Source organism: Pseudomonas sp. NY15181 (assembly GCF_048068055.1).
Classification (GTDB): domain Bacteria; phylum Pseudomonadota; class Gammaproteobacteria; order Pseudomonadales; family Pseudomonadaceae; genus Pseudomonas.
The window spans coordinates 43,080-63,362 of the sequence record NZ_JBLUPT010000009.1 but is presented as its reverse complement, the minus strand read 5'-3'; the positions used below and the strand labels follow the sequence as shown (position 1 = coordinate 63,362).

Below are 20,283 nucleotides of genomic sequence, written 5' to 3'. Positions count from 1 at the left end.
AACGAAAAAGCCACCCGAAGGTGGCTTTTTCGACGAACCGGGAACAGCCCTGGACTTACCAGGCCTTGCCGGTCTTGTAGAGGTTCTCGTAGCAGAAGTTGGTCGCCTCGATGTAACCCTCGGCGCTACCGCAGTCGAAACGCTTGCCTTTGAACTTGTACGCCAGCACGCAACCGTCCTGGGCCTGCTTCATCAGGGCGTCGGTGATCTGGATTTCACCGCCCTTGCCCGGCTCGGTCTGTTCGATCAGGTCGAAGATGTCCGGAGTCAGGATGTAGCGACCAATGATCGCCAGGTTCGACGGGGCCTCTTCCGGCTTCGGCTTCTCGACCATGGTGTTCACGCGGTAGATGTCGTCACGGATCATCTCGCCGGCGATCACACCGTATTTGTTGGTCTCTTCCGGCGGCACTTCCTGGATCGCCACGATGGAGCAACGGAACTGGTTGTACAGCTTGACCATCTGCTTGAGGACGCTGTCGCCTTCCAGGTTCAGGCACAGGTCGTCCGCCAGGACCACGGCGAACGGCTCATCGCCGATCAGCGGGCGGCCGGTCAGGATCGCGTGGCCCAGGCCCTTCATCTCGATCTGGCGGGTGTAGGAGAAGGTGCACTCGTCGATCAGGCGACGGATGCCGACCAGGTACTTTTCCTTGTCGGTATTGCGAATCTGGTGTTCCAGCTCATAGCTGATGTCGAAGTGGTCTTCGAGGGAACGCTTGCCACGGCCGGTCACGATACCGATTTCGCCGAGGCCGGCTTCCAGGGCCTCTTCCACCGCGTACTGGATCAGCGGCTTGTTCACCACCGGCAGCATTTCCTTGGGCATGGCCTTGGTGGCCGGGAGGAAGCGGGTGCCGTAGCCAGCGGCCGGGAACAGACATTTCTTGATCATGGGAGTCCTTCGAGGGGGACAGGGGTGCGAGTTGCGCGCAGTCTAATCAGGCTGCAGCCACCTTACAATGCCCCGGCACGCGGCGATCCGTGCTCCTATGAGCATTTACGACCTCGCCTCTGTGACCGGTGGCTGCGAATCTGACCATAACCCCGGCGGCAAGTTCGCCACTAATGGCAAAAAGTCAGCATCACCGTCCTTCAGACAGCCACGCCCTGCCCCGACAGACGCCGCCGCACCACACCCCAGATCGTCAGCTCATCGCCGTCGCCAACCCTGATGGACGGAAAGCGATCGCTCGCCGGCAGCAGGGCGAAAGCACCTTCGATGATCGCCAACCGCCGGATCAGGGCCTCTCCGTTGAGCTCCGCGACGACGATTTCACCTTCCGCCGCCAACTCGGAGCGATCGACCAGCAGCAGGTCGTCGTGGTGAATCCCCGCCCCCGTCATGCCATCGCCATGTGCGCGCACTATGTATGTGTGAGATGGCATCCACTGCGGCTGCGCGAGTACGGCATTGTGGACGGATTCCGGTAGCTGGTGCATGGCTCACCTCATATACTGTATGCATATACAGATATCAGGTAGACGCGTGGCTTTCAAGCCTTTGCCGGAACCTCGGACGCCACGGCCACTCCATTGAGAAGGCGCAGCGTGATCCGAGGTGGTCTACCCTTAGCGAGGGGCGAGGACTTTCGATATGACTCCGGGCACGTTCGTGACTCTCATGATTCTGGGTTGGCTGCTGCTGGCAGTGGTAACCCTGTGGGCGATCCTGCGAGTCCCCATGCGACGGGCTCGACTGCAGAAGCCAAAGGCTAAACCCGCCACCACAACGCGGCAGAATCCTCTGCCGCATTGATTCCGTGGGTCGTGCATATTGCCTTGCGAATTGGGCTGCGCCCTGCAAGCTGCACGACGCATTTTCCAATGAAGTCTCGTAAGCCCATGATCTGAAGGGATCTTCTCCAACCCCAGTGCTGGTACGCCCCCTGCAGCGGTCCTTGCAAAGAGTACGGATGGATTTCGCCACTCATTGCCGAGGACGCTGACATGAAGATCGAACGACTTCCTGCCACACACTATCTCAGCCGCCAGTTTCCGGACTTCGAGGTGGAGTTCACCTCACGACCGGATGGCAATCTGGTCATGACTCTCAGTGATGCCGAAGGCGCAACGATAGCCTGCCGCGTGGTTCAGCTGGACGAGCAGCAGGATGCGCATTTGCTGGACGGTCTGGTGGGCCGCATCCGCAGGGGCCTGGCAACCGAAGAAGGCCCGTTGCAGCCGGCAGATGTCGATCATTTCAGGGAGCCGGCTCAACTGCAGAGCTTCCATGAGTCGTCCGAGCCCCTGCGCAAACGTCGCATCGTGAATGCAGGGGATAGACTGCGAGCCCTGGCGCATCTGCGTACATGAGTCCAGTCAGGGTGAACTGACTACAGCAATGCTGCGGCATTTCTCTTTCCCCTGCCCCCTGAAATTCGCAGGGAATGGACAACCGCTGCCTGTGCAATCGGAAGAGATCAACGGCCGACCCAACATGCCGAGAATTATTACATTCAGTGACGGCTTGTAAGAACGAAAGGTCGGGCTCCAGCAACACACAAGCGAACGATTTGCGAGCAATCGCGGTTGTAAGCCGCCTCAATCGCATGACTTCCGATAGTCGCCAGTCCGATGATCGACAACAATTTCATATCCGTTGTGAGCATCTTTCCCCCTGGAATAACCAGTGAAGCCTAAGCTGGCACCGGCAACTCAACATCATTCGAACGCACGAAACCCGCCCCAGCGCCCACCGGCGCATTCCGCACGATCGCCAATTAGATGCCGCGTCCCCGGTGCCGAGCCCGGAGATACTCCTGCACTAGCAGCAATCGATGGAGGCCAGGCAGGCAAGCCTTCCCGGCAGAACCATACTGCTGAATAGCACCGTGCCAGCAGACACAAGAAGCCGATATGAAGAAACACCTGACCCTTTCCCTGCTACTGGTTCTGGCCAGCAGTGTCCAGGCCTCGGACTTTTGCACCGGCATCGGTTTGTTTGCCCGTGCCGGGGCGCTGTATCGAGACCAGGGCAGCACCGAGCAGCAGGCACTTGCGGCAGTAGAGGAAGGCAGCAAAAAGCTCGATGCGGACACCAGGACCGTCATCCGGTACTTCGTCCGCTTCGGCTATCGAGGGAACCAGACCCCCGACCAGGCATTCGCCAGCGCGGAGAGCAAATGCCTGGAGTACGAGGCAAATAGTGCAAAGAAGTCAACGAAGTGAGTTGGGGCTGAGACCGTCCGCAATTTGAAAGACCGGTTCTCTTTCGCAGTTCCCGCTGTCGCCCTCTTATGGCAGGAAAAGCCCATGACCGAAGCCCGAGAAGGTACGGAGGAAACTTTTCTAGCGAGTAAGATCAACGCCAGGCGGCGAATAGGGAGGCTCGGCCGACAAAGGCCCAGCAAGAAAATTGCAGACCCGCATGGACGGAGGAATCGCAGGGGAATGGCCCGCTGGCCATTGATGTAGAAGTGGTGCCCGGAGCCGGGGTCGAACCGGCACGCCCTTACGGACGAGAGATTTTAAGTCTCTTGCGTCTACCGATTTCGCCATCCGGGCGGTAGCGCTGTTCAGCGTTGGGAGGCTCTGGCAAGCCGGAAGCAGACTGGGCTCCATATGGATCGAGTGGTTGCCTACCACCCGCGGAAGCCAATTGCAGGCGCAATTGTCTGCTAAAGAAAAAGCCCTGTAAATCTTGGATTTACAGGGCTTTTCTATTGGAGGCTGAGGTCGGAATCGAACCGGCGTTCACGGATTTGCAATCCGGTGCATAACCACTCTGCTACTCAGCCATAAAACAAACGGCTCACATCGCAAACCGTCAAAATTTGGAGCGGGAAACGAGACTCGAACTCGCGACCCCGACCTTGGCAAGGTCGTGCTCTACCAACTGAGCTATTCCCGCGTCGTGTTGACGGGCGCCATTCTAACGTTTCGAAAAGCCCTGTCAACTCCTTGATTCAAAAAAACTTATTTCTCTTTCGGGGTGGTATTGAGATGAGGCCAGGCGGCGAGCAGATAGTGCAGCATTGACCACAGGGTCAGCACGGCGGCAACGATCAGCAGCACGTAACCCACCACTACCCAGAAGCCCATCATCGGCGCATTGGCCAACAGGATGATCAGCGCCAGCATCTGCGCCGCGGTCTTCCATTTGCCGAGATCGGAAACGGCCACATGTGCCCTCGCCCCCAGTTCGGCCATCCATTCGCGCAACGCCGACACCACGATTTCCCGACCGATGATGATCACCGCCGGCAGGGTCAGCCACAGGTTCGCATGCGCTTCGACCAGCAGCACCAGCGCGGTCGCGACCATCAGCTTGTCCGCCACCGGATCGAGGAACGCCCCGAACGGCGTGCTCTGCCCCAGGCGACGCGCCAGGTAGCCGTCCAGCCAGTCGGTGGCAGCCGCCAGGGCGAACACGGCGCTGGCTACCAGATGGCTGGCAGGGAACGAGGAATAGAACAGCAGGATGAAGATCGGGATGAGAACAACGCGAAGCAGGGTGAGCAGGTTCGGGATATTCATCGGGTCAGGAAGTCTGCGAGTTGAGCCGGCATTCTACTCGCTGTGAAGAACAGCATAAATCTGCTCAGCCAGCTTTTTGCTGATACCGGGGGATTTGGCAATCTCCTCGATACTGGCCCGCGACAGTTCCTGCAACCCACCGAAGTGCTTGAGCAGGTCGCGACGGCGTTTGGGCCCTACGCCTGGCACATCCTCGAGCGTGGAAGTACGGCGCGCTTTTCCTCGCCGAGCGCGGTGGCCGGTAATCGCGAAACGGTGTGCTTCGTCACGGATCTGCTGGATAAGGTGCAGCGCCGGGGAGTCCGCCGGCAGCGTGAATTCATGTTCGGCGTCATTCAGGTAAAGCGTTTCCAGCCCCGGCTTGCGCGTTACGCCCTTGGCGACACCGAGCAGTGTCAGGCCAACCACCGCCAGTTCCTGGAGCACCTCCTGCGCCATCGCCAGCTGCCCCTTGCCACCGTCGACCAGGAGGATGTCCGGCATCTTGCCCTCCCCGTCTTTCAGGCGGCTGAAGCGCCGGGTCAACGCCTGATGCATCGCGGCGTAGTCATCGCCAGCGGTGATGCCCTCGATATTGAAGCGGCGGTAGTCCGACTTCAGCGCTCCCTCGGGCCCGAACACCACGCAGGAAGCAACGGTCGCCTCGCCACTGGAATGGCTGATGTCGAAACATTCGAGGCGTTGCGGCGGCTCGGCGAGGTCCAGCGCGTCGCCCAGCGCCTCGAAACGCGCCGCCATGTGCTGGCGATTGGCAAGGCGCGCGGCCAGGGCCTGCTCGGCGTTGGTCACGGCCAGATGCTGCCAGCGCGCACGGGTGCTGCGCACGCGATGGGTGATTTCCAGCGATTTCCTTCGGGACTCTTCGATGGCCGAGATCAGTACCGGGAAATCCTCGTGTACGGCGTTGACGATGAGCTCAGTAGGCAGGTCGCGCTCGTGATGGCTGAGGTAGTACTGCCCGAGGAAGGCCAGCAGTACGTCGCCGACCTCCTCCTCGATCGCCACCTGCGGGAAGAAGTTCTTGCTGCCCAGCACACGGCCACCGCGCACGCTGATCAGGTGCACGCAGGCACCGCCCGGCGTGACGATGGCGGCGACCACGTCGACGTTGCCGCTGCCACCTTCCATGCTCTGCTGGTCCTGCACGCGGCGCAGGATGGACACCTGGTCGCGCAGTTCGGCGGCTTTCTCGAAGTCCAGGCGCATGGCGGCCTGTTCCATGCTGGTGGTGAGTTCGTCCGCCAGCACATTGCTGCGCCCTTCAAGGAACATGATCGAGTGGCGTACGTCTTCGGCGTATTCCTCTTCGCTGACCAGCCCGACGCAGGGCCCCTTGCAGCGCTTGATCTGATACTGCAGGCAGGGACGCGTGCGATTGCGGAAGTAGCTGTCCTCGCACTGCCGCACGAAGAAGGCTTTCTGCAGCAATGCCAGGCTTTCGCGGATGGCGCCCGCGCTGGGGTACGGACCGAAATAGCGCCCCTTCTGCTTCTTCGCGCCGCGATGGATGGTCAGCCGGGGAAACTTGTCCTCGCTGGAGAGAAACACATAGGGATAGGACTTATCGTCCCGCAGCAGGATGTTGTAGGGCGGTCGCCATTCCTTGATCAGCGTCTGCTCCAGCAGCAACGCCTCGGTCTCGTTGGCGGTGATGGTGGTCTCGACCTGGGCGATCCGCGCCACCAGCGCAGCGGTCTTCGGCGCAAGGCCGGACTTGCGGAAATAGCTAGAGAGCCGCTTCTTGAGGTCCTTCGCCTTGCCGACGTAGAGCAGCTTGGCGTCCGCATCGAACATGCGGTAGACGCCCGGCCGCCCACTGCAGGTGGCCAGGAACGCCGCCGAATCGAATGCCGCGGCCATCGTCAGTTGCTGGTATCGACCATGCCGTGCCGAACGGCCAGCAACGCCAATTCCACGTCGCTGGTGATCGAGAGCTTCTCGAAGATGCGGTAACGGTAGGTGTTGACGGTTTTGGGCGACAGGCAGAGCTTGTCCGAGATGCTCTGCACCTTGTGGCAGTTGGCGATCATCAGGGCGATCTGGATTTCCCGCTCGGACAGGGTGTCGAAGGGGGACGCATTCTTCTCGGGCTCGAAGGACTTCAGCGCCAGACTCTGGGCGATCTGCGGGCTGATGTAGCGCTGGCCGGCAAATACCTGGCGGATCGCCTGGACCATTTCTTCAAGCGCCGCGCCCTTGGTGAGGTAGCCGGCAGCGCCGGCCTGCATCAACCGGGTCGGGAAGGGATCTTCCTCGCACACGGTCACCACCACCACGCGCACATCGGGCTGGCTGCGCAGCAGCTTGCGAGTCGCCTCCAGTCCGCCGATGCCGGGCATCTTCACGTCCATCAGGACGACATCGGGCTTGAGCTCCCTGGCCAGTTGCAGTCCGCGCTCGCCAGAGTCGGCCTGACCGACGACCTGCAGGCCGTCGATATCGGCCAGCATGCGGGTAATTCCGGTGCGCACCAGATCGTGGTCATCGACCACCAGCACCTTGATCACGCAGCACCCCTTTGCACAGAAATGGAATTGTGAAGATCCAGCGAGAGCTTCGTGGAATTCGCGAACCTTAACAGAAAGCACCGTCTCGACCTAGCTTGGTGCAGGCTCGTCAAAATGCAAACGCCAGAGAATCGCCCCGACGCCCAGCAAATGCTGACAGACCTGCGTCGGAACGTCTAGGACGGGCCTTTCAAGAAACCAGACACCTGAGGAAAGAGATGTCCCAACCCAGGGTCTGAACCATCCCTCCGGGCCGGCCGCGTCCAGCATCAATGCCCGAGACTCCTCCCGCCCTAGAGCGCCACCGCCCTCAACATTCGAATCATCCAGAGCAGCGCCAGCAGCGCCGGATAGTAGAGCAGCATGCCGGCAAGGCAGATCAGGGCCAGCGAGAGCCGGGGCCAGGAAGCCGCGTAGGAGTCCTGAATCCAGAAGTCCGTCGTGAGGTAGAGCGGAAAGATGACGGGAAACACCACCAGACCCAGCGTCCAGTAGGGGCCCGAGGCCGACGTGATGTAGTGAGTAAGGACCCAGCTACTGGCATACCAGAAGCCGATCCACGCCGCGGCGAATATCAGTGCCCTGACAAACAAGGGGCGTCCTCCTCGTCCATGTGATGAGTCCGTGCAGTATGGCAGCGAATGAGCGGCGCAACGGAACCCCGCTCTATCGCCCCCGCCACAGCACCGCGAAGCGTTGCAGGAAACAGCGCCCGGAGAGAAAGCAGCCAGTCTCCCATCTCGCGGGGGGACTGCCTGCCGAGCGGGCGCCGACCCTACGAGCGCCGCCGAACCGGCTGGAGAATCGCCATCTGCGCGCGGATCGCAGCCTCATCGGCAGGCACCAGGCAGTACGCGAGCCCGACCCGGCTGATCAACGCGATGACATCGTCCAGTGCGACCACTGCCGGGCCATGGCGCTCGGCATAGCGCCGATACGGCTCCTCCAGCACGCCATGCCACATCGGCGCGATGTTTTCGAGGATGTAGCCGAAGACATCCGAGGTCGAACTCTTCGCCAGATAACTGTGGTGGAAGCCCCCGTTGTGCCGATCCAGGTAGCGCACGGAGAAGCACACGCACTCTTCGAGATAACGCTCGAAGTCATCCTCGAACTCCTGCACTCCGCGCTGCATTTCCTCGAAGAACGCGCCGTTCTCCGCACTGATGACCGCCTGAATCAGCTCCTTCTTGTTGCTGAAATATCGGTACAGGGTGCGTCGCGAGATATTCGCCCGCTGGGCGACATCATCGATCGAAAAGCTCTCGGCGCCCTCCTCGATCATCACTTCCAGCGCCGCCCGCAGGATCAGCGAGCGGCCATCACTGGCATTTCCCATCCGGCTGGCGTCACCCCAGCGTAGCTGTCGACTCATGTGCACCTTCGTTCGCTCGGGGGCCCACCTTCTTGGTCGGGCCCGGGTACATCCGCGACCCATTCTCTCATGCAATGGCACAAAAAAATAATTTGCGCCGCAGATGTCACAACTTGTAATTTGTGTGACATTGCTCGACAAACCCAAGCCATTGACCCCGAGGTGACGCACTCGGGCATTTCCACGCAGCGCAAGCCGCCGGACACCTTTTCCAAGGAGAGATGCAGCCATGACCAGCCGTCAGCACGACGCGAAGTGGGACCATGAGTACGACGTGGTGGTGGTCGGATCCGGCGCTGGCGCGCTGACGGCGGCTTTGCGCGCCTACGACAACGGCCTGTCGGTGCTGGTGATCGAGAAGAGCGACGTCTACGGTGGCACGACCGCCGTCTCCGGTGGCGGTGTATGGATTCCCTGCAACAGCCAGATCGCCTCGCTTGGCGGCAGTGACTCCTACGAAGAGGCGATCACCTACCTTCGCGACGTGGTCGGCGAGGAATTCGATCAGGACCGCATCGACGCCTACCTCGCCAACGGTCCCGAGATGATCGAGTACCTGGCCCGACACGCACGGACGCACTTCCAGGCGATCCCGCGCTACCCCGACTACTACCCGGACCGCAAGGGCGGCAAGCCGGGCTATCGCACCATGGAGCCCGCCCCCTTCGATGCGGCGCGCCTGGGCGAATCCTTCGAACAACTGCGCCCGGCGTCGCCGGCCACCCTCATCGGCGGGCGCATCGCCATGACCCAGGTGGAGGCGCACACCATCCTCGCCAAGGAACCCGGCTGGCTGCTGCTCACCGCCCGTCTGGCATTGCGCTACCTGGGCGATATCCGCTGGCGCCGACACAGCCGTCGCGATCGCCGCCTGACCCTCGGCAACGCGCTGGTCGCAAGCCTGCGCGCAGCCCTGGCCCAGCGCGGTATCCCGCTATGGCTGGAAACGTCCATGCAGTCGCTGCGACAGGAGGACGGCCGGGTGGTGGGCGTCGACGTGCTTCGGCAGGGCCGCACCCACTGCCTGCACGCGCGCCGCGGCGTCGTGCTTGCCTGCGGCGGTTTCGAGTCGAACCAGTCCATGCGCGAACTGTACCTGCCCAAGCCCACCCGCGCCGAATGGACCGCCGCACCTCCGATCAATACCGGCGACGGTATTCGTGCCGGCATGGAAGCAGGAGGTGCCGTGGCGCTGATGGAGCACACTTGGGGAGCACCGACTGTAAGAGTGCCGGGCGAGGCGAGCCAACGTGCCCTCTTTGTCGAACGCGCCTTCCCCCGCTGCGTCATGGTCAACCGGCTGGGGCAGCGCTTCGTCAATGAGGCCGCGCCCTACACCGACATCATCTACGCCATGTACGCGGACCACCAACGCACCCAGGCCAACGCACCGGCCTGGCTGGTGTTCGACGCCGAGTACCGCAAGCGCTACCCGTGCGGCGTGCTGCTGCCGGGCAGCGTGCAGCCAGACGCCAAGATTCCCGATGGCTGGCTGGACAAGGTGATCTACCGCGCCGAGACACTCTCCGCGCTCGCGCAAAAGATCGGCGTGGACGCCGCCGGACTGGCCGCCACCGTCGAGCAGATGAACCAGTTCGCCGCCGATGGGATCGACCCCCAGTTCGGCAAGGGCGGCAACCTGTTCGACCGCTACTACGGCGACTCCAACTGCAAGCCGAATCCCTGCCTCGGCCCCCTCGATCGAGCGCCCTTCTACGCCCTGCGCATCGATCCGGGCGAACTTGGCACCAAGGGTGGCTTGCGTACCGACGCCTTCGCCAGGGTGCTGCGCGCCGACGGATCGGTGGTGGCCGGCTGCTATGCGGTGGGCAACACCTCGGCCGCGCTCATGGGCAAGACCTATCCAGGCCCCGGCTCGACCATCGGCCCGGCAATGACCTTCGCCTACATCGCCGCCAACCAACTGGCGGACGCCGTGCCGGCGCAGGAGGCCGGCTCGACCCAGAGCGCCACCGGCCATCCGGCATGAGGCGCCAGCGCCCACACAGAAGATTTTGGCCATGCGCCATTGCAACCGAACGAGGATATCGATGAGCAGTTCAGACCTTGCCGGAAAAGTCGGCGTTGTAACGGGTGGCCGCCAGGGGATAGGCCGGGCCTGCGTAGACGCCCTTGTCGAAGCGGGCGCCACCGTAGTGGTGCTGGATCGAGGGACCGGAGAACCGGTGCCGGGAGCCGCGTTGACCCTGGCGGTCGACGTGACCGATGCGGGCGCCATCGAGGCCGCATTCGAGCGCATCGATTCGGCTTTCGGCCGCCTGGATTTCGCCGTCAACAACGCCGGCATCGATATCGAAACGGAGCCCACGGCGCAATGGCGCGCCGAGCCGCTTGACCTGACCATCGACGTCAACCTGAAGGGCGTTTACCACTGCATGAGGCAGGAACTGTCCCTCATGCGCCGCCAGGGCGGCGGCTCGATCGTGAATATCGGCTCGGTGGCCGCGATTGTCGGGACGCCCACCCGGGCAGCCTACGCGGCAAGCAAGCACGGCGTCGTCGGGCTCACGCGCAGCGCAGCGCTGGAGTTCGGCAAGGACAACGTCCGCACCAACATCGTCTGCCCGGGCGGCACCCGCACCCCGCTTCTGGAAAAGGTCATGACAGACAACCCCGTGCTGCGCGAGCACATCGCCGCGACCTGCCCGCTGGGCCGCCTGGCCGAGCCCTCGGAGATCGCCGAAGCGGTGCTCTGGCTGGCCTCGCCGAAATCGAGCTACGTCAATGGCGCCGTGCTCCCCGTCGATGGTGGATACACCGCCGGCTGACCTTCCCGCTCGCGGCCCCCAGGTGCTCCACCCCATGCCTGGGGGCCTTCCGCCCAAAACAGATGGACTGATGCGCCGCCCGGCTCCTGGGCGTGCCCTTCCCTGAAGTACCCCACCCACCGCCAATCGCCGACAAAGCGCTGCCCCCTGGAAACGCCAGCGGCCGGCAAGGCCGGCCGCTGGTTTCAGGCTGTCGCCTCAGTGAGATCCGGCAGTCCCAGTGGCAGCGGCATAGACCTCGGCGAGCGACGGGTTGCGCCGCAACGTCTGGCCACCGCTGACATGAATGACCTGGCCGGTGACGAAGCTGGACTCGTCGCTCCCCAGCCACAAGGCAGCGTCGGCGACTTCCGCCGCAACACCGCTGCGCCCCAGCGGAATCTCGCGGTGATAAAGCGCGGCGATGCCAGGGTGCATCAATCCACCTCCCGACATCGGCGCATCCGCCACGCCCCCCGGAGCGATGGAGTTGGCGCGGATGCCCTGGTGTCCGAATTCATGGGCAATGCAGCGGATGACATGGTCGATGCCGGCCTTGGTCCCCATGTAGGCGGCATGGTTGTCGAACATGATGCTGGCGGTCACCGATGAAACCTGGATGATCGAGCCACCCTTCGGCATGTGCCGCAATAACGCCTGGAAGTACTGGAAAGGCCCAGTGAACTGGACCGCATTCATGGTATCCAGGTCCTCCTGGCTGTGCTCCAGGAATGGCTTCAGGAGCCCCCAGCCCGTCGCATTGACGCCGATATCGAGGCCGCCAAGACGCTCCACACTGTGGGCAACGAGATCCGCAACCGCGGTCTGCGACGTGATATCGCAAGCCAGCCAAGGCACACCCAGGGCATTGGCAACAGCGGCAAGCGCCTCGGGGCGGCGCCCGGCCACCAGCACGCGCGCACCCTGCTCGACATAACGCCGGGCGATGGCTTCGCCAATATTCCCAGGCGTGACGCCGAGCACCAGTGCCGCTTTATCCTTCAATCGATTCGACATGCCGAAACCTCACGCAGAGACGTCAATGACGTGGATGGAAGCGGAGCCGTCCCAGCCCCGGGCGGCCTCGATGCCCTGGGCGATCATCTCGCGCATGCCAAGGCCGTGGATGACCTCGTAGAACACTCCGGGCTCCGCCTCGCTCTCGAAATAGGCCACGCGGCTCGTGGGGTTGCTCGCCTCGAAAACGACCCGCAATCCCGTGGACGTCAGGCGCGCAATCGCCTGATCGATGTCATCGACCACCCAGGCGATATGGTGCATCCCCTGGAGGGCACGCCCCTGCCCGTCCCGATAGGGCGATTTCGCGGAGTTGGTCGCCTGGATCAACTCAATCTGCATCCCGCCCTGATAGCCGAGCCCGACATCCATGGTGACGGTCACGGATTCGCCGCGATATTTCCCCTCCAGGGACACGTTCCGAAAGACCGTCCATGGCCCCACACCGAAATGCTGTTGCCAGCGCCCGATGCTCTGTTCCAGGTCATCAACGAGATAGCCGATCTGGTCCATGGGACCGAGCCAAGCAGTGCTCATGACAATTCCTTGCGAATGATCTCAGTGGGAAAAGGATCGCCGGCAGTGCGGTGCCTGATATTCCAGCCCTTCCTGCACAGCGAACTCTATGGCACAAATATTGTTATTTGCGACGACGATATTGGCACATAAATTATATTTTGTGCCAATTCGATTAGAGAGATTCAGGGCCGCGCCTGGAAATGAAGGAGGCAGCCCGAAAGAGGCGGAAACCGCTGCTCGCCCGAGGGGCCGGAAAAAGCTGCGCCCAGAAATGAAAAAAGCCCGTCGAAACGGGCTTTTTCCGGGGTTGCGTGACGATCAGTCGTCGCTGCCCATGATGCCGAAGATCTGCAACAGGCTGATGAACAGGTTGTAGATCGAGACGTACAGACTGATGGTGGCCATGATGTAGTTGCGCTCGCCACCCTGGATGATCGCGCTGGTCTGGAACAGGATCATCGCCGAGGAGAACAGCACGAAGCCGGCGCTGATGGCCAGTTGCAGGCCGCTGATCTGGAAGAACAGCGAGACCAGTACGGCGCCCAGCAGCACGAAGAAGCCCGCGGTGATGAAGCCCGACAGGAAGCTCATGTCCTTACGGGTGGTCAGCACGTAGGCGGACAGGCCGAAGAACACCAGGGCGGTCATGAAGAAGGCCGACGAGATCACACTCGCGCCATTGGCCATGCCCAGGTACATGTTCAGGATCGGACCAAGGGTGTAGCCCATGAATCCGGTGAGGGCGAAGGTGCTGACCAGGCCCCAGGCGCTGTTGCGCAGCTTCACAGTGAGGAAGAACAGACCGTAGAAGCCCAGCAGCACCACGAAGAAGCTCGGGTACGGCAGACGCATCTGCTGCGAGGCGAAGGCCACCAGGCCGCTGAAGGCCAGCGTCAGCGCGAGCAGCCCATAGGTGTTGCGCAGGACACCGCTGACCTCTTTCTGCTCCACGGCTGTGGAGTCGAGATATTGCCGTTCTTGCATGTCGAGACACTCCTGTTTTAAGCGGGATACGGGTCCATGACCGTAGTGCCATTCATCATAACAGAGGCAAATAGGCCTCGAAGCACCAGAGTTTGACAGTGTGTTGCGATCCGGTACTATGGCGCCCCGCTCATGCGGAAGTGTGGCCGAGTGGTTTAAGGCAGCGGTCTTGAAAACCGCCGGGTGTAACAGCCCCCAGAGTTCGAATCTCTGCGCTTCCGCCATTATTCTCCACGTCAAAAGCCCCGCCCAGCGGGGCTTTTGCGTTTCCGGTGCACGGCAAAAATCGACACAGTGCCGTATCATCCTGCGAATATTCGTCGCGAAGGCCCGCTCCATGAAGTTCGTCATCGCCCTCTTCTCCCCGCCGCATTCGCCGGCAGCCCGCCGCGCCCTGCGCTTCGCTGAGGCAGTGCTGGCCGGCGGGCATGAAATCACCCGGTTGTTCTTCTATCAGGACGGCGTGTACAGCGCCTCGGCCAATGCCGTGGCCAGCCAGGACGAACTGGACGTCGCCGCCGCCTGGGCCCGCTTCCTCGCCGACAACCAGCTGGACGGCGTAGTCTGCATCGCCGCCGCGCTGCGCCGTGGCGTGCTGAACAGCGAAGAAGCCAACCGCTATTCCCGCCCCGCGGCCAACCTGCAGGCACCCTGGGACCTTTCCGGCCTCGGCCAGCTGCATGAAGCGACGCAACTGTCGGACCGCCTGGTCTGCTTCGGAGGCGATTGATGGCCAAGTCCCTGCTGATCATCAGCCGTCAGGCGCCCTGGGCCGGCCCCGCCGCCCGCGAGGCACTGGATATCGCCCTGGCCGGCGGCGCCTTCGACCTGCCGATCTCGATGCTCTTCCTCGACGATGGCGTCTTCCAGCTCGCTCCCGGCCAGCGCCCGGCCAACCTCGAACAGAAGGACCTGCAGGCCAACCTGCAGGCCCTGCCGCTGTTCGGCGTGGAAGCGCTCTACGTCAGCCAGCGCAGCCTCGGTGAACGCGGCCTGGATGCCGCCAGCCTGACGTTGCCCGTACAGGCGTTGGACGCCGCCGCGCTGCGCGACCTGCTGCAAACCCACGACCAGGTGATCACGATCTGATGGCTACCCTCCACCTGCTCTCGCACTCCCCCTTCGACGACGGCCGGCTCGCCAGCTGCCTGCACCTGCTCGGCCCGGACGACGGCCTGCTGCTGACCGGCGACGCCGTCTACGCCCTGCGCGACGGCACCGCCCCCTGCCAGGCGCTGGAGCTGATGCCCGCCGCCAATGGGCTCTTCGCCCTGCTGGAGGACCTGCAGGCGCGTGGCATGGACGATGTCCCCGCCCGCGTCATCGCGGTCGACTACCCCGGCTTCGTCGAGCTCTGCACCCGCTTCGACAAGGTGAACGCCTGGCTATGAGCACCCTACTGGTCAACGGACAAGCCCTGCCGCTGGACAAGGACGGCTACCTGGCGCACCTGGACGACTGGAGCGACGCGGCCGCCGAGGCCCTGGCGCACAACGAAGGTATTCACCTGACGCCCGAGCATTGGGAAATCCTCCTGCTGCTGCGCGAGTTCTACGGCGAGTTCCAGCTCTCCCCGGCGAACCGGCCTCTGATCAAGTACGTCGCTCAGCGCCTGGGCACGGAAAAGGGCAGCAGCCTGCACCTCAACCTCCTGTTCAAGGGCACCCCGGCCAAGCTTGCCGCCAAGCTCGCCGGCCTGCCGAAGCCGACCAACTGCCTATGACCCCCGCCCCGCTCGTCCTGCAGACACCTGAAGAACATCCGTTCGCCCAGTTCGTACGCATCCTCGGCAAGGGCAAGCGCGGCGCGCGCGGCCTGACCCGCGAGGAAGCCCGCGAAGCGCTGGGCATGATCCTCGACGACAAGGTCGAGGAGGCCCAGCTGGGCGCCTTCCTGATGCTGCTGCGGCACAAGGAGGAAAGCGCCGAGGAACTGGCCGGCTTCACCGAGGCGGTGCGCGAACGCCTGCAGGTGCCGAAGATTGCCGTGGACCTGGACTGGCCCAGCTACGCCGGCAAGAAGCGTCACCTGCCCTGGTACCTGCTGGCCGCAAAATGCCTGGCCGGCAGCGGCACCCGCATCCTGCTGCACGGCGGCGGCGCCCATACCGCCGGCCGGCTCTACACCGAACAAGTGCTGGAGCAGCTCGGCCTGCCGCTGTGCCGCGACTGGGACTCGGTCGGCAGCGCGCTGGACGACAAAGGCATCGCCTTCGCCCCGCTGGTGGACTGGATGCCGCGCCTGCAGCGGATGATCGACCTGCGCAACACCCTCGGCCTGCGCTCGCCGATGCACTCCGCCGTACGCCTGCTCAACCCGCTGGGCGCGACCTGCGTGCTGCAGAGCATCTTCCATCCCGGCTACCAGGCGGTACACCGCGAAGGCAGCCGCCTGCTCGGCGACTACGCCATCGTCATCAAGGGTGAAGGCGGCGAGATCGAAGTGAACCCGGACGCCACCTCGCACCTCTACGGCTGCCGCGATGGCGAAGCCTGGGACGAAGAGTGGCCCGCGCTGTCGCCACTGCGCCACGTCAAGCCGGACACGCTGGACCCTGCCCATCTGGTCGCCTTCTGGCGCGGCGAGAGCCAGGACGACTACGGCGACCTGGCGGTACGGGCAACGATGGCACTGGCCCTGCGCGCACTGGGATTGTCGCGAGACGAAGCTTTCGCGGAAGCCGATAAACGCTGGGGCGCACGTAATAGATCGATCTGATCGATATCTGAAATCCTGTTTTTGCGCTAATCAATCGAGTCTTTATCGATAGACTGGTCCCATCTCCCCTGCTTTCTGGAGCACACAAGATGGGACAGTTGATCGATGGCCGCTGGCATGACCAGTGGTACGACACCAGCACCGACGGCCGCTTCCAGCGTGAAAACGCGCAGCGCCGCAACTGGATCACCGCCGACGGCCGCCCCGGCCCAACCGGCGAAGGCGGCTTCCGCGCAGAAGCCGGCCGCTATCACCTCTATGTTTCCCTGGCCTGCCCCTGGGCCCACCGCACGCTGATCTATCGCCAGCTGAAGGGCCTGGAATCGCTGATCGACGTCTCGGTGGTCAGTTGGCTGATGCTGGAAAACGGCTGGACCTTCGACAAGGCGCTGGGTTCGACCGGCGACAAGCTCGACGGCCTGGACTTCCTCCACCAGCGCTACACCCGGGACGATCCGCACTACACCGGCCGCGTCACCGTACCGGTGCTGTGGGACAAGCACGAGCAGCGCATCGTCAGCAACGAGTCGGCGGAAATCATCCGCATGTTCAACACGGCATTCGACGACCTCACCGGCAACCGCCTGGACCTCTATCCGGAACCGCTGCGGGCGCAGGTCGATGAGTTGAACGAGCGCATCTACCCGGCGGTGAACAATGGCGTGTACCGCGCCGGCTTCGCCACCACCCAGGAGGCCTACGAAGAGGCTTTCGGGACCCTGTTCGACGAGCTGGACTGGCTGGACGAGCGGCTGGGCAAGCAGCGCTACCTGGCAGGCGAATACCTGACCGAAGCCGATGTGCGCCTATTCACTACGCTGATCCGCTTCGACGCGGTCTACCACGGCCACTTCAAGTGCAATCTGCGGCGCCTGGCGGACTATCCGAACCTGTCCGGCTGGCTGCGCGAGCTGTACCAGTGGCAAGGCGTCGCCGGCACGGTCGACTTCCAGCACATCAAGCACCACTACTACGCCAGCCATCGCACCATCAACCCGACCGGCGTCGTGCCGCTGGGGCCGCAGCAGGACTTCACCGCGCCGCATGGGCGGGACCATCTGCCGGGCAAAGGCATCGCGCAGAAAGGGTGAGGCTGGCGTAGGGCGTATAACCGTTCGCGGTTATACGCCAGAGCATTGCGGAGGGAGTCCGCTCCTACGGGAGCAGGTCAGTGCGGTAGCGGCCCGGCAACACAGCGCAATCAACGCCCAGTGTCGCGCCGCGCACGACCTTCATTGCTGCCCTTCGAACCAGGCGAGCTTCTCCCGCAACTGTACGACCTCGCCTACGATCACCAGCGTCGGCGCATGCACCTCATGCTCGGCCACCAATTCGGGGAGATTGGCCAACGTGCCGGTGAACACCCGCTGGTGCACGGTGGTGCCTTGCTGCACCAATGCGGCCGGAGTGTCGGGGGAACGGCCATGGCGCACCAGCTGCTCGCAGATCACCGGCAAGCCGACCAGGCCCATGTAGAACACCAGGGTCTGCCCCGGCGCCACCAGATCGCCCCAGGGCAGGTCGGTGGTGCCATCCTTCAGGTGCCCGGTGACGAAGCGCACCGACTGCGCATAGTCGCGATGGGTCAGCGGAATGCCGGCATAGGCCGCGCAGCCGCTGGCCGCGGTGATGCCGGGGACGACCTGGAACGGGATGCCATTGGCCGCCAGTTCGTCGATCTCTTCGCCGCCGCGGCCGAAGATGAACGGGTCACCGCCCTTCAGGCGCAGCACCCGCTTGCCCTGCTGGGCAAGCTCGACCAGTTGGCGATTGATCTCGTCCTGCGGCACGGCGTGGTCCGAACGGCGCTTGCCGACGTACAGGCGATCGGCGTCGCGGCGGCACAATTCGAGAATGGCCGGCGCGACGAGGCGGTCGTAGAGCACCACGTCCGCCTGCTGCATCAGGCGCAGGGCGCGGAAGGTCAGCAGATCGGGATCACCCGGACCCGCGCCCACCAGATAGACCTCGCCACGGGATTCAGGCTGCGGCGCTTCGAGCTTGTCCGCCAGCAGGCGCTCAGCCTCGTTCGGCTGACCGGCAAGCATGCGCTCGGCGACCGGCCCCTGGAACACGTCTTCCCAGAACTTGCGACGCTGCTGCAGATCCGGCAGGCGCTGCTTCACGCGCTCGCGGAAGCGGCTGGCGAGGCCCGCCAATTGGCCGTAGGTCGCGGGAATCCAGGTTTCCAGCTTGGCCCGCAGCAGACGCGCCAGCACCGGCGCGTCGCCACCGCTGGAGACCGCCACCACCAGCGGCGATCGATCGACGATGGCCGGGAAGATCACGCTGCACAGGGCCGGCGCGTCCACCACGTTGACCGGCACGCCACGCGCGTTGGCGTCCCGGGAAACCTGCGCATTGAGCGGCTCGTCGTCCGTGGCGGCGATGACCAGCACGCAATCCTGCAGGTCGCCCTGGGCGTAGGGGCGCAGGAGCAATTCACCCGCGCCCTCCTCGACCAGTTCGCGCAGCTCGGAATGCACTTCGGGCGCCACAACGCGCAGCACCGCGCCGGCGTCGCTCAGCAGACGCGCCTTGCGCAGTGCGACATCACCGCCGCCGACCAGCAGCGCGCGACGTCCGCGCAGGATGTGGAACAGCGGCAGGAAGTCCATCTCAGCCGATGACCTCGATGCCGGCCATGTACGGCTTGAGCACTTCCGGTACGCGGATCGAGCCGTCGGCCTGCTGGTAGTTCTCCAGCACGGCGACCAGGGTGCGGCCTACAGCCAGGCCCGAGCCGTTGAGGGTGTGGACCAGCTCCGGCTTGCCGGTTTCCGGGTTGCGGTAGCGTGCCTGCATGCGGCGGGCCTGGAAGTCGCCGCAGTTGGAGCAGGAGGAAATCTCGCGATACTTGTCCTGGCTCGGCACCCAGACTTCCAGGTCGTAGGTCTTGGCGGCGCCGAAGCCCATGTCGCCGGTGCACAGCGCCAGCGCGCGATACGGCAGCTCCAGGGCCTGCAGGACCTTCTCGGCGTTGCCGACCAGGCTTTCCAGGGCTTCCCAGGACTTCGAAGGCTCGACGATCTGCACCATCTCGACCTTGTCGAACTGGTGCTGGCGGATCATGCCGCGGGTGTCACGGCCCGATGCGCCGGCTTCGCTGCGGAAGCACGGGGTGTGGGCAACGAACTTCAGCGGCAGCTCCTTCGCATCGAGGATCTGGCCGGCAACGATGTTGGTCAGCGAGACTTCGGCGGTCGGGATCAGGTACAGGTCGGCTTCGTCTTCGCGCTGGATCTTGAACAGGTCTTCCTCGAACTTCGGCAGCTGGCCGGTGCCCTGCAGGGCCGGAGCCTGCACCAGGTACGGGGTGTAGGCCTCTTCGTAGCCATGCTCGCGGGTGTGCAGATCGATCATGAACTGCGCCAGGGCGCGGTGCAGACGAGCGATCGGACCGCGCATCAGGGCGAAGCGGGCGCCGGACAGGCGGGCTGCGGTCTCGAAGTCCAACCAGCCGTGTTTCTCACCCAGGGCAACGTGGTCCTTGATCTCGAAATCGAAGGTGCGCGGGGTGCCCCAGCGGCGGACTTCGACGTTATGGTCTTCGTCGGCACCCACCGGAACCGACTCGTGCGGCAGGTTCGGGATGTTCAGCAGCAGGTTGTCCAGCTCGGCCTGGATGGCGTCCAGCTCTCGCTTGCCGGATTCCAGCTCCTCGGCCATGCGGTTGACCTCGGCCTTCAGTGGCGCGACGTCCTCGCCATTCTTCATGGCCAGGCCGATCGCCTTGGAACGCGAGTTGCGCTCGGCCTGCAGGGTCTCAGTGCGGGTCTGCACGGACTTGCGCTGGCTCTCCAGCGCTTCGATGCGCGCCACGTCCAGGGTGAAGCCACGGGTGGCCAGGCGTTCCGCAACTTCCTGCGGCTGGGTACGAACCAGTTTGGAATCGAGCATGCTGTGTTCTCGTGTC

General features: G+C 63.6%; 22 protein-coding genes and 4 tRNA genes. 11 read left to right on the top strand and 15 right to left on the bottom strand.

Going from position 1 to position 20,283, the window contains the following annotated elements:
• Positions 1–55: 55 nt before the first annotated feature.
• On the bottom strand, positions 56–895 hold the full coding sequence (gene galU, locus ACNFBT_RS20015) for a UTP--glucose-1-phosphate uridylyltransferase GalU (RefSeq protein WP_275607532.1): 840 nt from the start codon (positions 893–895) through the stop codon (positions 56–58).
• Positions 896–1,095: 200 nt separating this feature from the next.
• On the bottom strand, positions 1,096–1,443 hold the full coding sequence (locus tag ACNFBT_RS20010; protein ID WP_416752299.1) for a LexA family protein: 348 nt from the start codon (positions 1,441–1,443) through the stop codon (positions 1,096–1,098).
• Between the two features lie 507 nt (positions 1,444–1,950).
• On the opposite strand from ACNFBT_RS20010, the gene ACNFBT_RS20005 reads away from it, so the two are divergent.
• Positions 1,951–2,316: a DUF3509 domain-containing protein gene (locus ACNFBT_RS20005; protein WP_416752297.1), complete on the top strand. Its 366-nt coding sequence runs from the start codon at positions 1,951–1,953 to the stop codon at positions 2,314–2,316.
• Positions 2,317–2,859: 543 nt separating this feature from the next.
• Positions 2,860–3,171: a hypothetical protein gene (locus ACNFBT_RS20000; protein ID WP_416752295.1), complete on the top strand. Its 312-nt coding sequence runs from the start codon at positions 2,860–2,862 to the stop codon at positions 3,169–3,171.
• 249 nt (positions 3,172–3,420) lie between these two features.
• Here ACNFBT_RS20000 and ACNFBT_RS19995 read toward each other — a convergent pair.
• From ACNFBT_RS19995 to ACNFBT_RS19960, 8 genes are all read right to left on the bottom strand, one after another.
• A tRNA-Leu gene (locus tag ACNFBT_RS19995) sits at positions 3,421–3,507 on the bottom strand.
• A gap of 159 nt (positions 3,508–3,666) precedes the next feature.
• A tRNA-Cys gene (locus ACNFBT_RS19990) sits at positions 3,667–3,740 on the bottom strand.
• A 37-nt stretch (positions 3,741–3,777) separates the two neighbouring features.
• Positions 3,778–3,853, bottom strand: a tRNA-Gly gene (locus ACNFBT_RS19985).
• A 65-nt stretch (positions 3,854–3,918) separates the two neighbouring features.
• Positions 3,919–4,479 (bottom strand): CDP-diacylglycerol--glycerol-3-phosphate 3-phosphatidyltransferase, encoded by a 561-nt coding sequence (gene pgsA, locus ACNFBT_RS19980; RefSeq protein ID WP_416752293.1) that lies wholly within the window; start codon positions 4,477–4,479, stop codon positions 3,919–3,921.
• Positions 4,480–4,512: 33 nt separating this feature from the next.
• Positions 4,513–6,339 carry an excinuclease ABC subunit UvrC gene (uvrC, locus tag ACNFBT_RS19975; RefSeq protein WP_416752291.1) on the bottom strand — a complete coding sequence of 609 codons (1,827 nt, stop codon included), beginning with the start codon at positions 6,337–6,339 and terminating at the stop codon, positions 4,513–4,515.
• Between the two features lie 2 nt (positions 6,340–6,341).
• The gene (gene uvrY / locus ACNFBT_RS19970; RefSeq protein ID WP_152222817.1) at positions 6,342–6,986 is read right to left on the bottom strand and encodes a UvrY/SirA/GacA family response regulator transcription factor; all 645 of its coding nucleotides are present in this window, start codon (positions 6,984–6,986) and stop codon (positions 6,342–6,344) included.
• Positions 6,987–7,279: 293 nt separating this feature from the next.
• On the bottom strand, positions 7,280–7,579 hold the full coding sequence (locus ACNFBT_RS19965) for a hypothetical protein (RefSeq protein ID WP_416752290.1): 300 nt from the start codon (positions 7,577–7,579) through the stop codon (positions 7,280–7,282).
• A gap of 182 nt (positions 7,580–7,761) precedes the next feature.
• Positions 7,762–8,361, bottom strand: coding sequence for a TetR/AcrR family transcriptional regulator (locus tag ACNFBT_RS19960; RefSeq protein ID WP_416752288.1), 600 nt, complete (start codon positions 8,359–8,361; stop codon positions 7,762–7,764).
• Positions 8,362–8,590: 229 nt separating this feature from the next.
• On the opposite strand from ACNFBT_RS19960, the gene ACNFBT_RS19955 reads away from it, so the two are divergent.
• Complete coding sequence (locus tag ACNFBT_RS19955) at positions 8,591–10,351, top strand: FAD-dependent oxidoreductase (RefSeq protein ID WP_416752286.1); 1,761 nt, start codon at positions 8,591–8,593, stop codon at positions 10,349–10,351.
• A gap of 61 nt (positions 10,352–10,412) precedes the next feature.
• Positions 10,413–11,150 carry an SDR family NAD(P)-dependent oxidoreductase gene (locus tag ACNFBT_RS19950; RefSeq protein WP_416752284.1) on the top strand — a complete coding sequence of 246 codons (738 nt, stop codon included), beginning with the start codon at positions 10,413–10,415 and terminating at the stop codon, positions 11,148–11,150.
• Positions 11,151–11,348: 198 nt separating this feature from the next.
• Here ACNFBT_RS19950 and ACNFBT_RS19945 read toward each other — a convergent pair whose 3' ends face one another.
• From ACNFBT_RS19945 to ACNFBT_RS19935, 3 genes are all read right to left on the bottom strand, one after another.
• Positions 11,349–12,146 (bottom strand): SDR family NAD(P)-dependent oxidoreductase, encoded by a 798-nt coding sequence (locus ACNFBT_RS19945; protein WP_416752282.1) that lies wholly within the window; start codon positions 12,144–12,146, stop codon positions 11,349–11,351.
• Positions 12,147–12,155: 9 nt separating this feature from the next.
• The gene (locus tag ACNFBT_RS19940) at positions 12,156–12,683 is read right to left on the bottom strand and encodes a VOC family protein (RefSeq protein ID WP_416752280.1); all 528 of its coding nucleotides are present in this window, start codon (positions 12,681–12,683) and stop codon (positions 12,156–12,158) included.
• A 300-nt stretch (positions 12,684–12,983) separates the two neighbouring features.
• The gene (locus tag ACNFBT_RS19935) at positions 12,984–13,649 is read right to left on the bottom strand and encodes a Bax inhibitor-1/YccA family protein (RefSeq protein ID WP_416752278.1); all 666 of its coding nucleotides are present in this window, start codon (positions 13,647–13,649) and stop codon (positions 12,984–12,986) included.
• Positions 13,650–13,785: 136 nt separating this feature from the next.
• Here ACNFBT_RS19935 and ACNFBT_RS19930 point away from each other — a divergent pair.
• The 7 genes from ACNFBT_RS19930 to ACNFBT_RS19900 all read left to right on the top strand — a co-directional run bounded on the left by ACNFBT_RS19930 (position 13,786) and on the right by ACNFBT_RS19900 (position 17,458).
• Positions 13,786–13,873: transfer RNA gene (locus tag ACNFBT_RS19930), tRNA-Ser, on the top strand.
• Positions 13,874–13,986: 113 nt separating this feature from the next.
• On the top strand, positions 13,987–14,379 hold the full coding sequence (tusD, locus tag ACNFBT_RS19925; protein ID WP_416752276.1) for a sulfurtransferase complex subunit TusD: 393 nt from the start codon (positions 13,987–13,989) through the stop codon (positions 14,377–14,379).
• Positions 14,379–14,738, top strand: coding sequence for a sulfurtransferase complex subunit TusC (gene tusC / locus ACNFBT_RS19920; protein ID WP_416752274.1), 360 nt, complete (start codon positions 14,379–14,381; stop codon positions 14,736–14,738). The genes tusD and tusC overlap by 1 nt, the downstream gene beginning before the upstream one ends.
• Positions 14,735–15,040: a sulfurtransferase complex subunit TusB gene (gene tusB, locus ACNFBT_RS19915; RefSeq protein WP_207883429.1), complete on the top strand. Its 306-nt coding sequence runs from the start codon at positions 14,735–14,737 to the stop codon at positions 15,038–15,040. Before tusC ends, tusB begins: the two co-directional genes overlap by 4 nt.
• Entirely contained in the window at positions 15,037–15,372 is a 336-nt protein-coding gene (locus ACNFBT_RS19910) for a TusE/DsrC/DsvC family sulfur relay protein (RefSeq protein ID WP_275611451.1), read from the top strand. The genes tusB and ACNFBT_RS19910 overlap by 4 nt, the downstream gene beginning before the upstream one ends.
• A complete protein-coding gene (locus ACNFBT_RS19905) occupies positions 15,369–16,367 on the top strand; it encodes a glycosyl transferase family protein (protein ID WP_416752272.1) in 999 nt (332 codons plus the stop codon). The genes ACNFBT_RS19910 and ACNFBT_RS19905 overlap by 4 nt, the downstream gene beginning before the upstream one ends.
• 89 nt (positions 16,368–16,456) lie before the next feature.
• A complete protein-coding gene (locus ACNFBT_RS19900) occupies positions 16,457–17,458 on the top strand; it encodes a glutathione S-transferase family protein (protein ID WP_416752270.1) in 1,002 nt (333 codons plus the stop codon).
• A 141-nt stretch (positions 17,459–17,599) separates the two neighbouring features.
• On the opposite strand, the gene cysG is transcribed toward ACNFBT_RS19900, so the two are convergent.
• The gene (cysG, locus tag ACNFBT_RS19895; RefSeq protein WP_416752269.1) at positions 17,600–18,985 is read right to left on the bottom strand and encodes a siroheme synthase CysG; all 1,386 of its coding nucleotides are present in this window, start codon (positions 18,983–18,985) and stop codon (positions 17,600–17,602) included.
• Position 18,986: 1 nt separating this feature from the next.
• The gene (gene serS, locus ACNFBT_RS19890; RefSeq protein ID WP_416752267.1) at positions 18,987–20,267 is read right to left on the bottom strand and encodes a serine--tRNA ligase; all 1,281 of its coding nucleotides are present in this window, start codon (positions 20,265–20,267) and stop codon (positions 18,987–18,989) included.
• Positions 20,268–20,283 lie beyond the last annotated feature (16 nt).

Coding starts and splice junctions, on each gene's coding strand:
- galU (WP_275607532.1), bottom strand. CDS start 895: ATGATCAAGAAATGTCTGTTCCCGGCCGCTGGCTACGGCACCCGCTTC.
- ACNFBT_RS20010 (WP_416752299.1), bottom strand. CDS start 1,443: ATGCACCAGCTACCGGAATCCGTCCACAATGCCGTACTCGCGCAGCCG.
- ACNFBT_RS20005 (WP_416752297.1), top strand. CDS start 1,951: ATGAAGATCGAACGACTTCCTGCCACACACTATCTCAGCCGCCAGTTT.
- ACNFBT_RS20000 (WP_416752295.1), top strand. CDS start 2,860: ATGAAGAAACACCTGACCCTTTCCCTGCTACTGGTTCTGGCCAGCAGT.
- pgsA (WP_416752293.1), bottom strand. CDS start 4,479: ATGAATATCCCGAACCTGCTCACCCTGCTTCGCGTTGTTCTCATCCCG.
- uvrC (WP_416752291.1), bottom strand. CDS start 6,339: ATGGCCGCGGCATTCGATTCGGCGGCGTTCCTGGCCACCTGCAGTGGG.
- ACNFBT_RS19960 (WP_416752288.1), bottom strand. CDS start 8,361: ATGAGTCGACAGCTACGCTGGGGTGACGCCAGCCGGATGGGAAATGCC.
- ACNFBT_RS19955 (WP_416752286.1), top strand. CDS start 8,591: ATGACCAGCCGTCAGCACGACGCGAAGTGGGACCATGAGTACGACGTG.
- ACNFBT_RS19950 (WP_416752284.1), top strand. CDS start 10,413: ATGAGCAGTTCAGACCTTGCCGGAAAAGTCGGCGTTGTAACGGGTGGC.
- ACNFBT_RS19945 (WP_416752282.1), bottom strand. CDS start 12,146: ATGTCGAATCGATTGAAGGATAAAGCGGCACTGGTGCTCGGCGTCACG.
- ACNFBT_RS19940 (WP_416752280.1), bottom strand. CDS start 12,683: ATGAGCACTGCTTGGCTCGGTCCCATGGACCAGATCGGCTATCTCGTT.
- ACNFBT_RS19935 (WP_416752278.1), bottom strand. CDS start 13,649: ATGCAAGAACGGCAATATCTCGACTCCACAGCCGTGGAGCAGAAAGAG.
- tusD (WP_416752276.1), top strand. CDS start 13,987: ATGAAGTTCGTCATCGCCCTCTTCTCCCCGCCGCATTCGCCGGCAGCC.
- tusC (WP_416752274.1), top strand. CDS start 14,379: ATGGCCAAGTCCCTGCTGATCATCAGCCGTCAGGCGCCCTGGGCCGGC.
- ACNFBT_RS19910 (WP_275611451.1), top strand. CDS start 15,037: ATGAGCACCCTACTGGTCAACGGACAAGCCCTGCCGCTGGACAAGGAC.
- ACNFBT_RS19905 (WP_416752272.1), top strand. CDS start 15,369: ATGACCCCCGCCCCGCTCGTCCTGCAGACACCTGAAGAACATCCGTTC.
- ACNFBT_RS19900 (WP_416752270.1), top strand. CDS start 16,457: ATGGGACAGTTGATCGATGGCCGCTGGCATGACCAGTGGTACGACACC.
- cysG (WP_416752269.1), bottom strand. CDS start 18,985: ATGGACTTCCTGCCGCTGTTCCACATCCTGCGCGGACGTCGCGCGCTG.
- serS (WP_416752267.1), bottom strand. CDS start 20,267: ATGCTCGATTCCAAACTGGTTCGTACCCAGCCGCAGGAAGTTGCGGAA.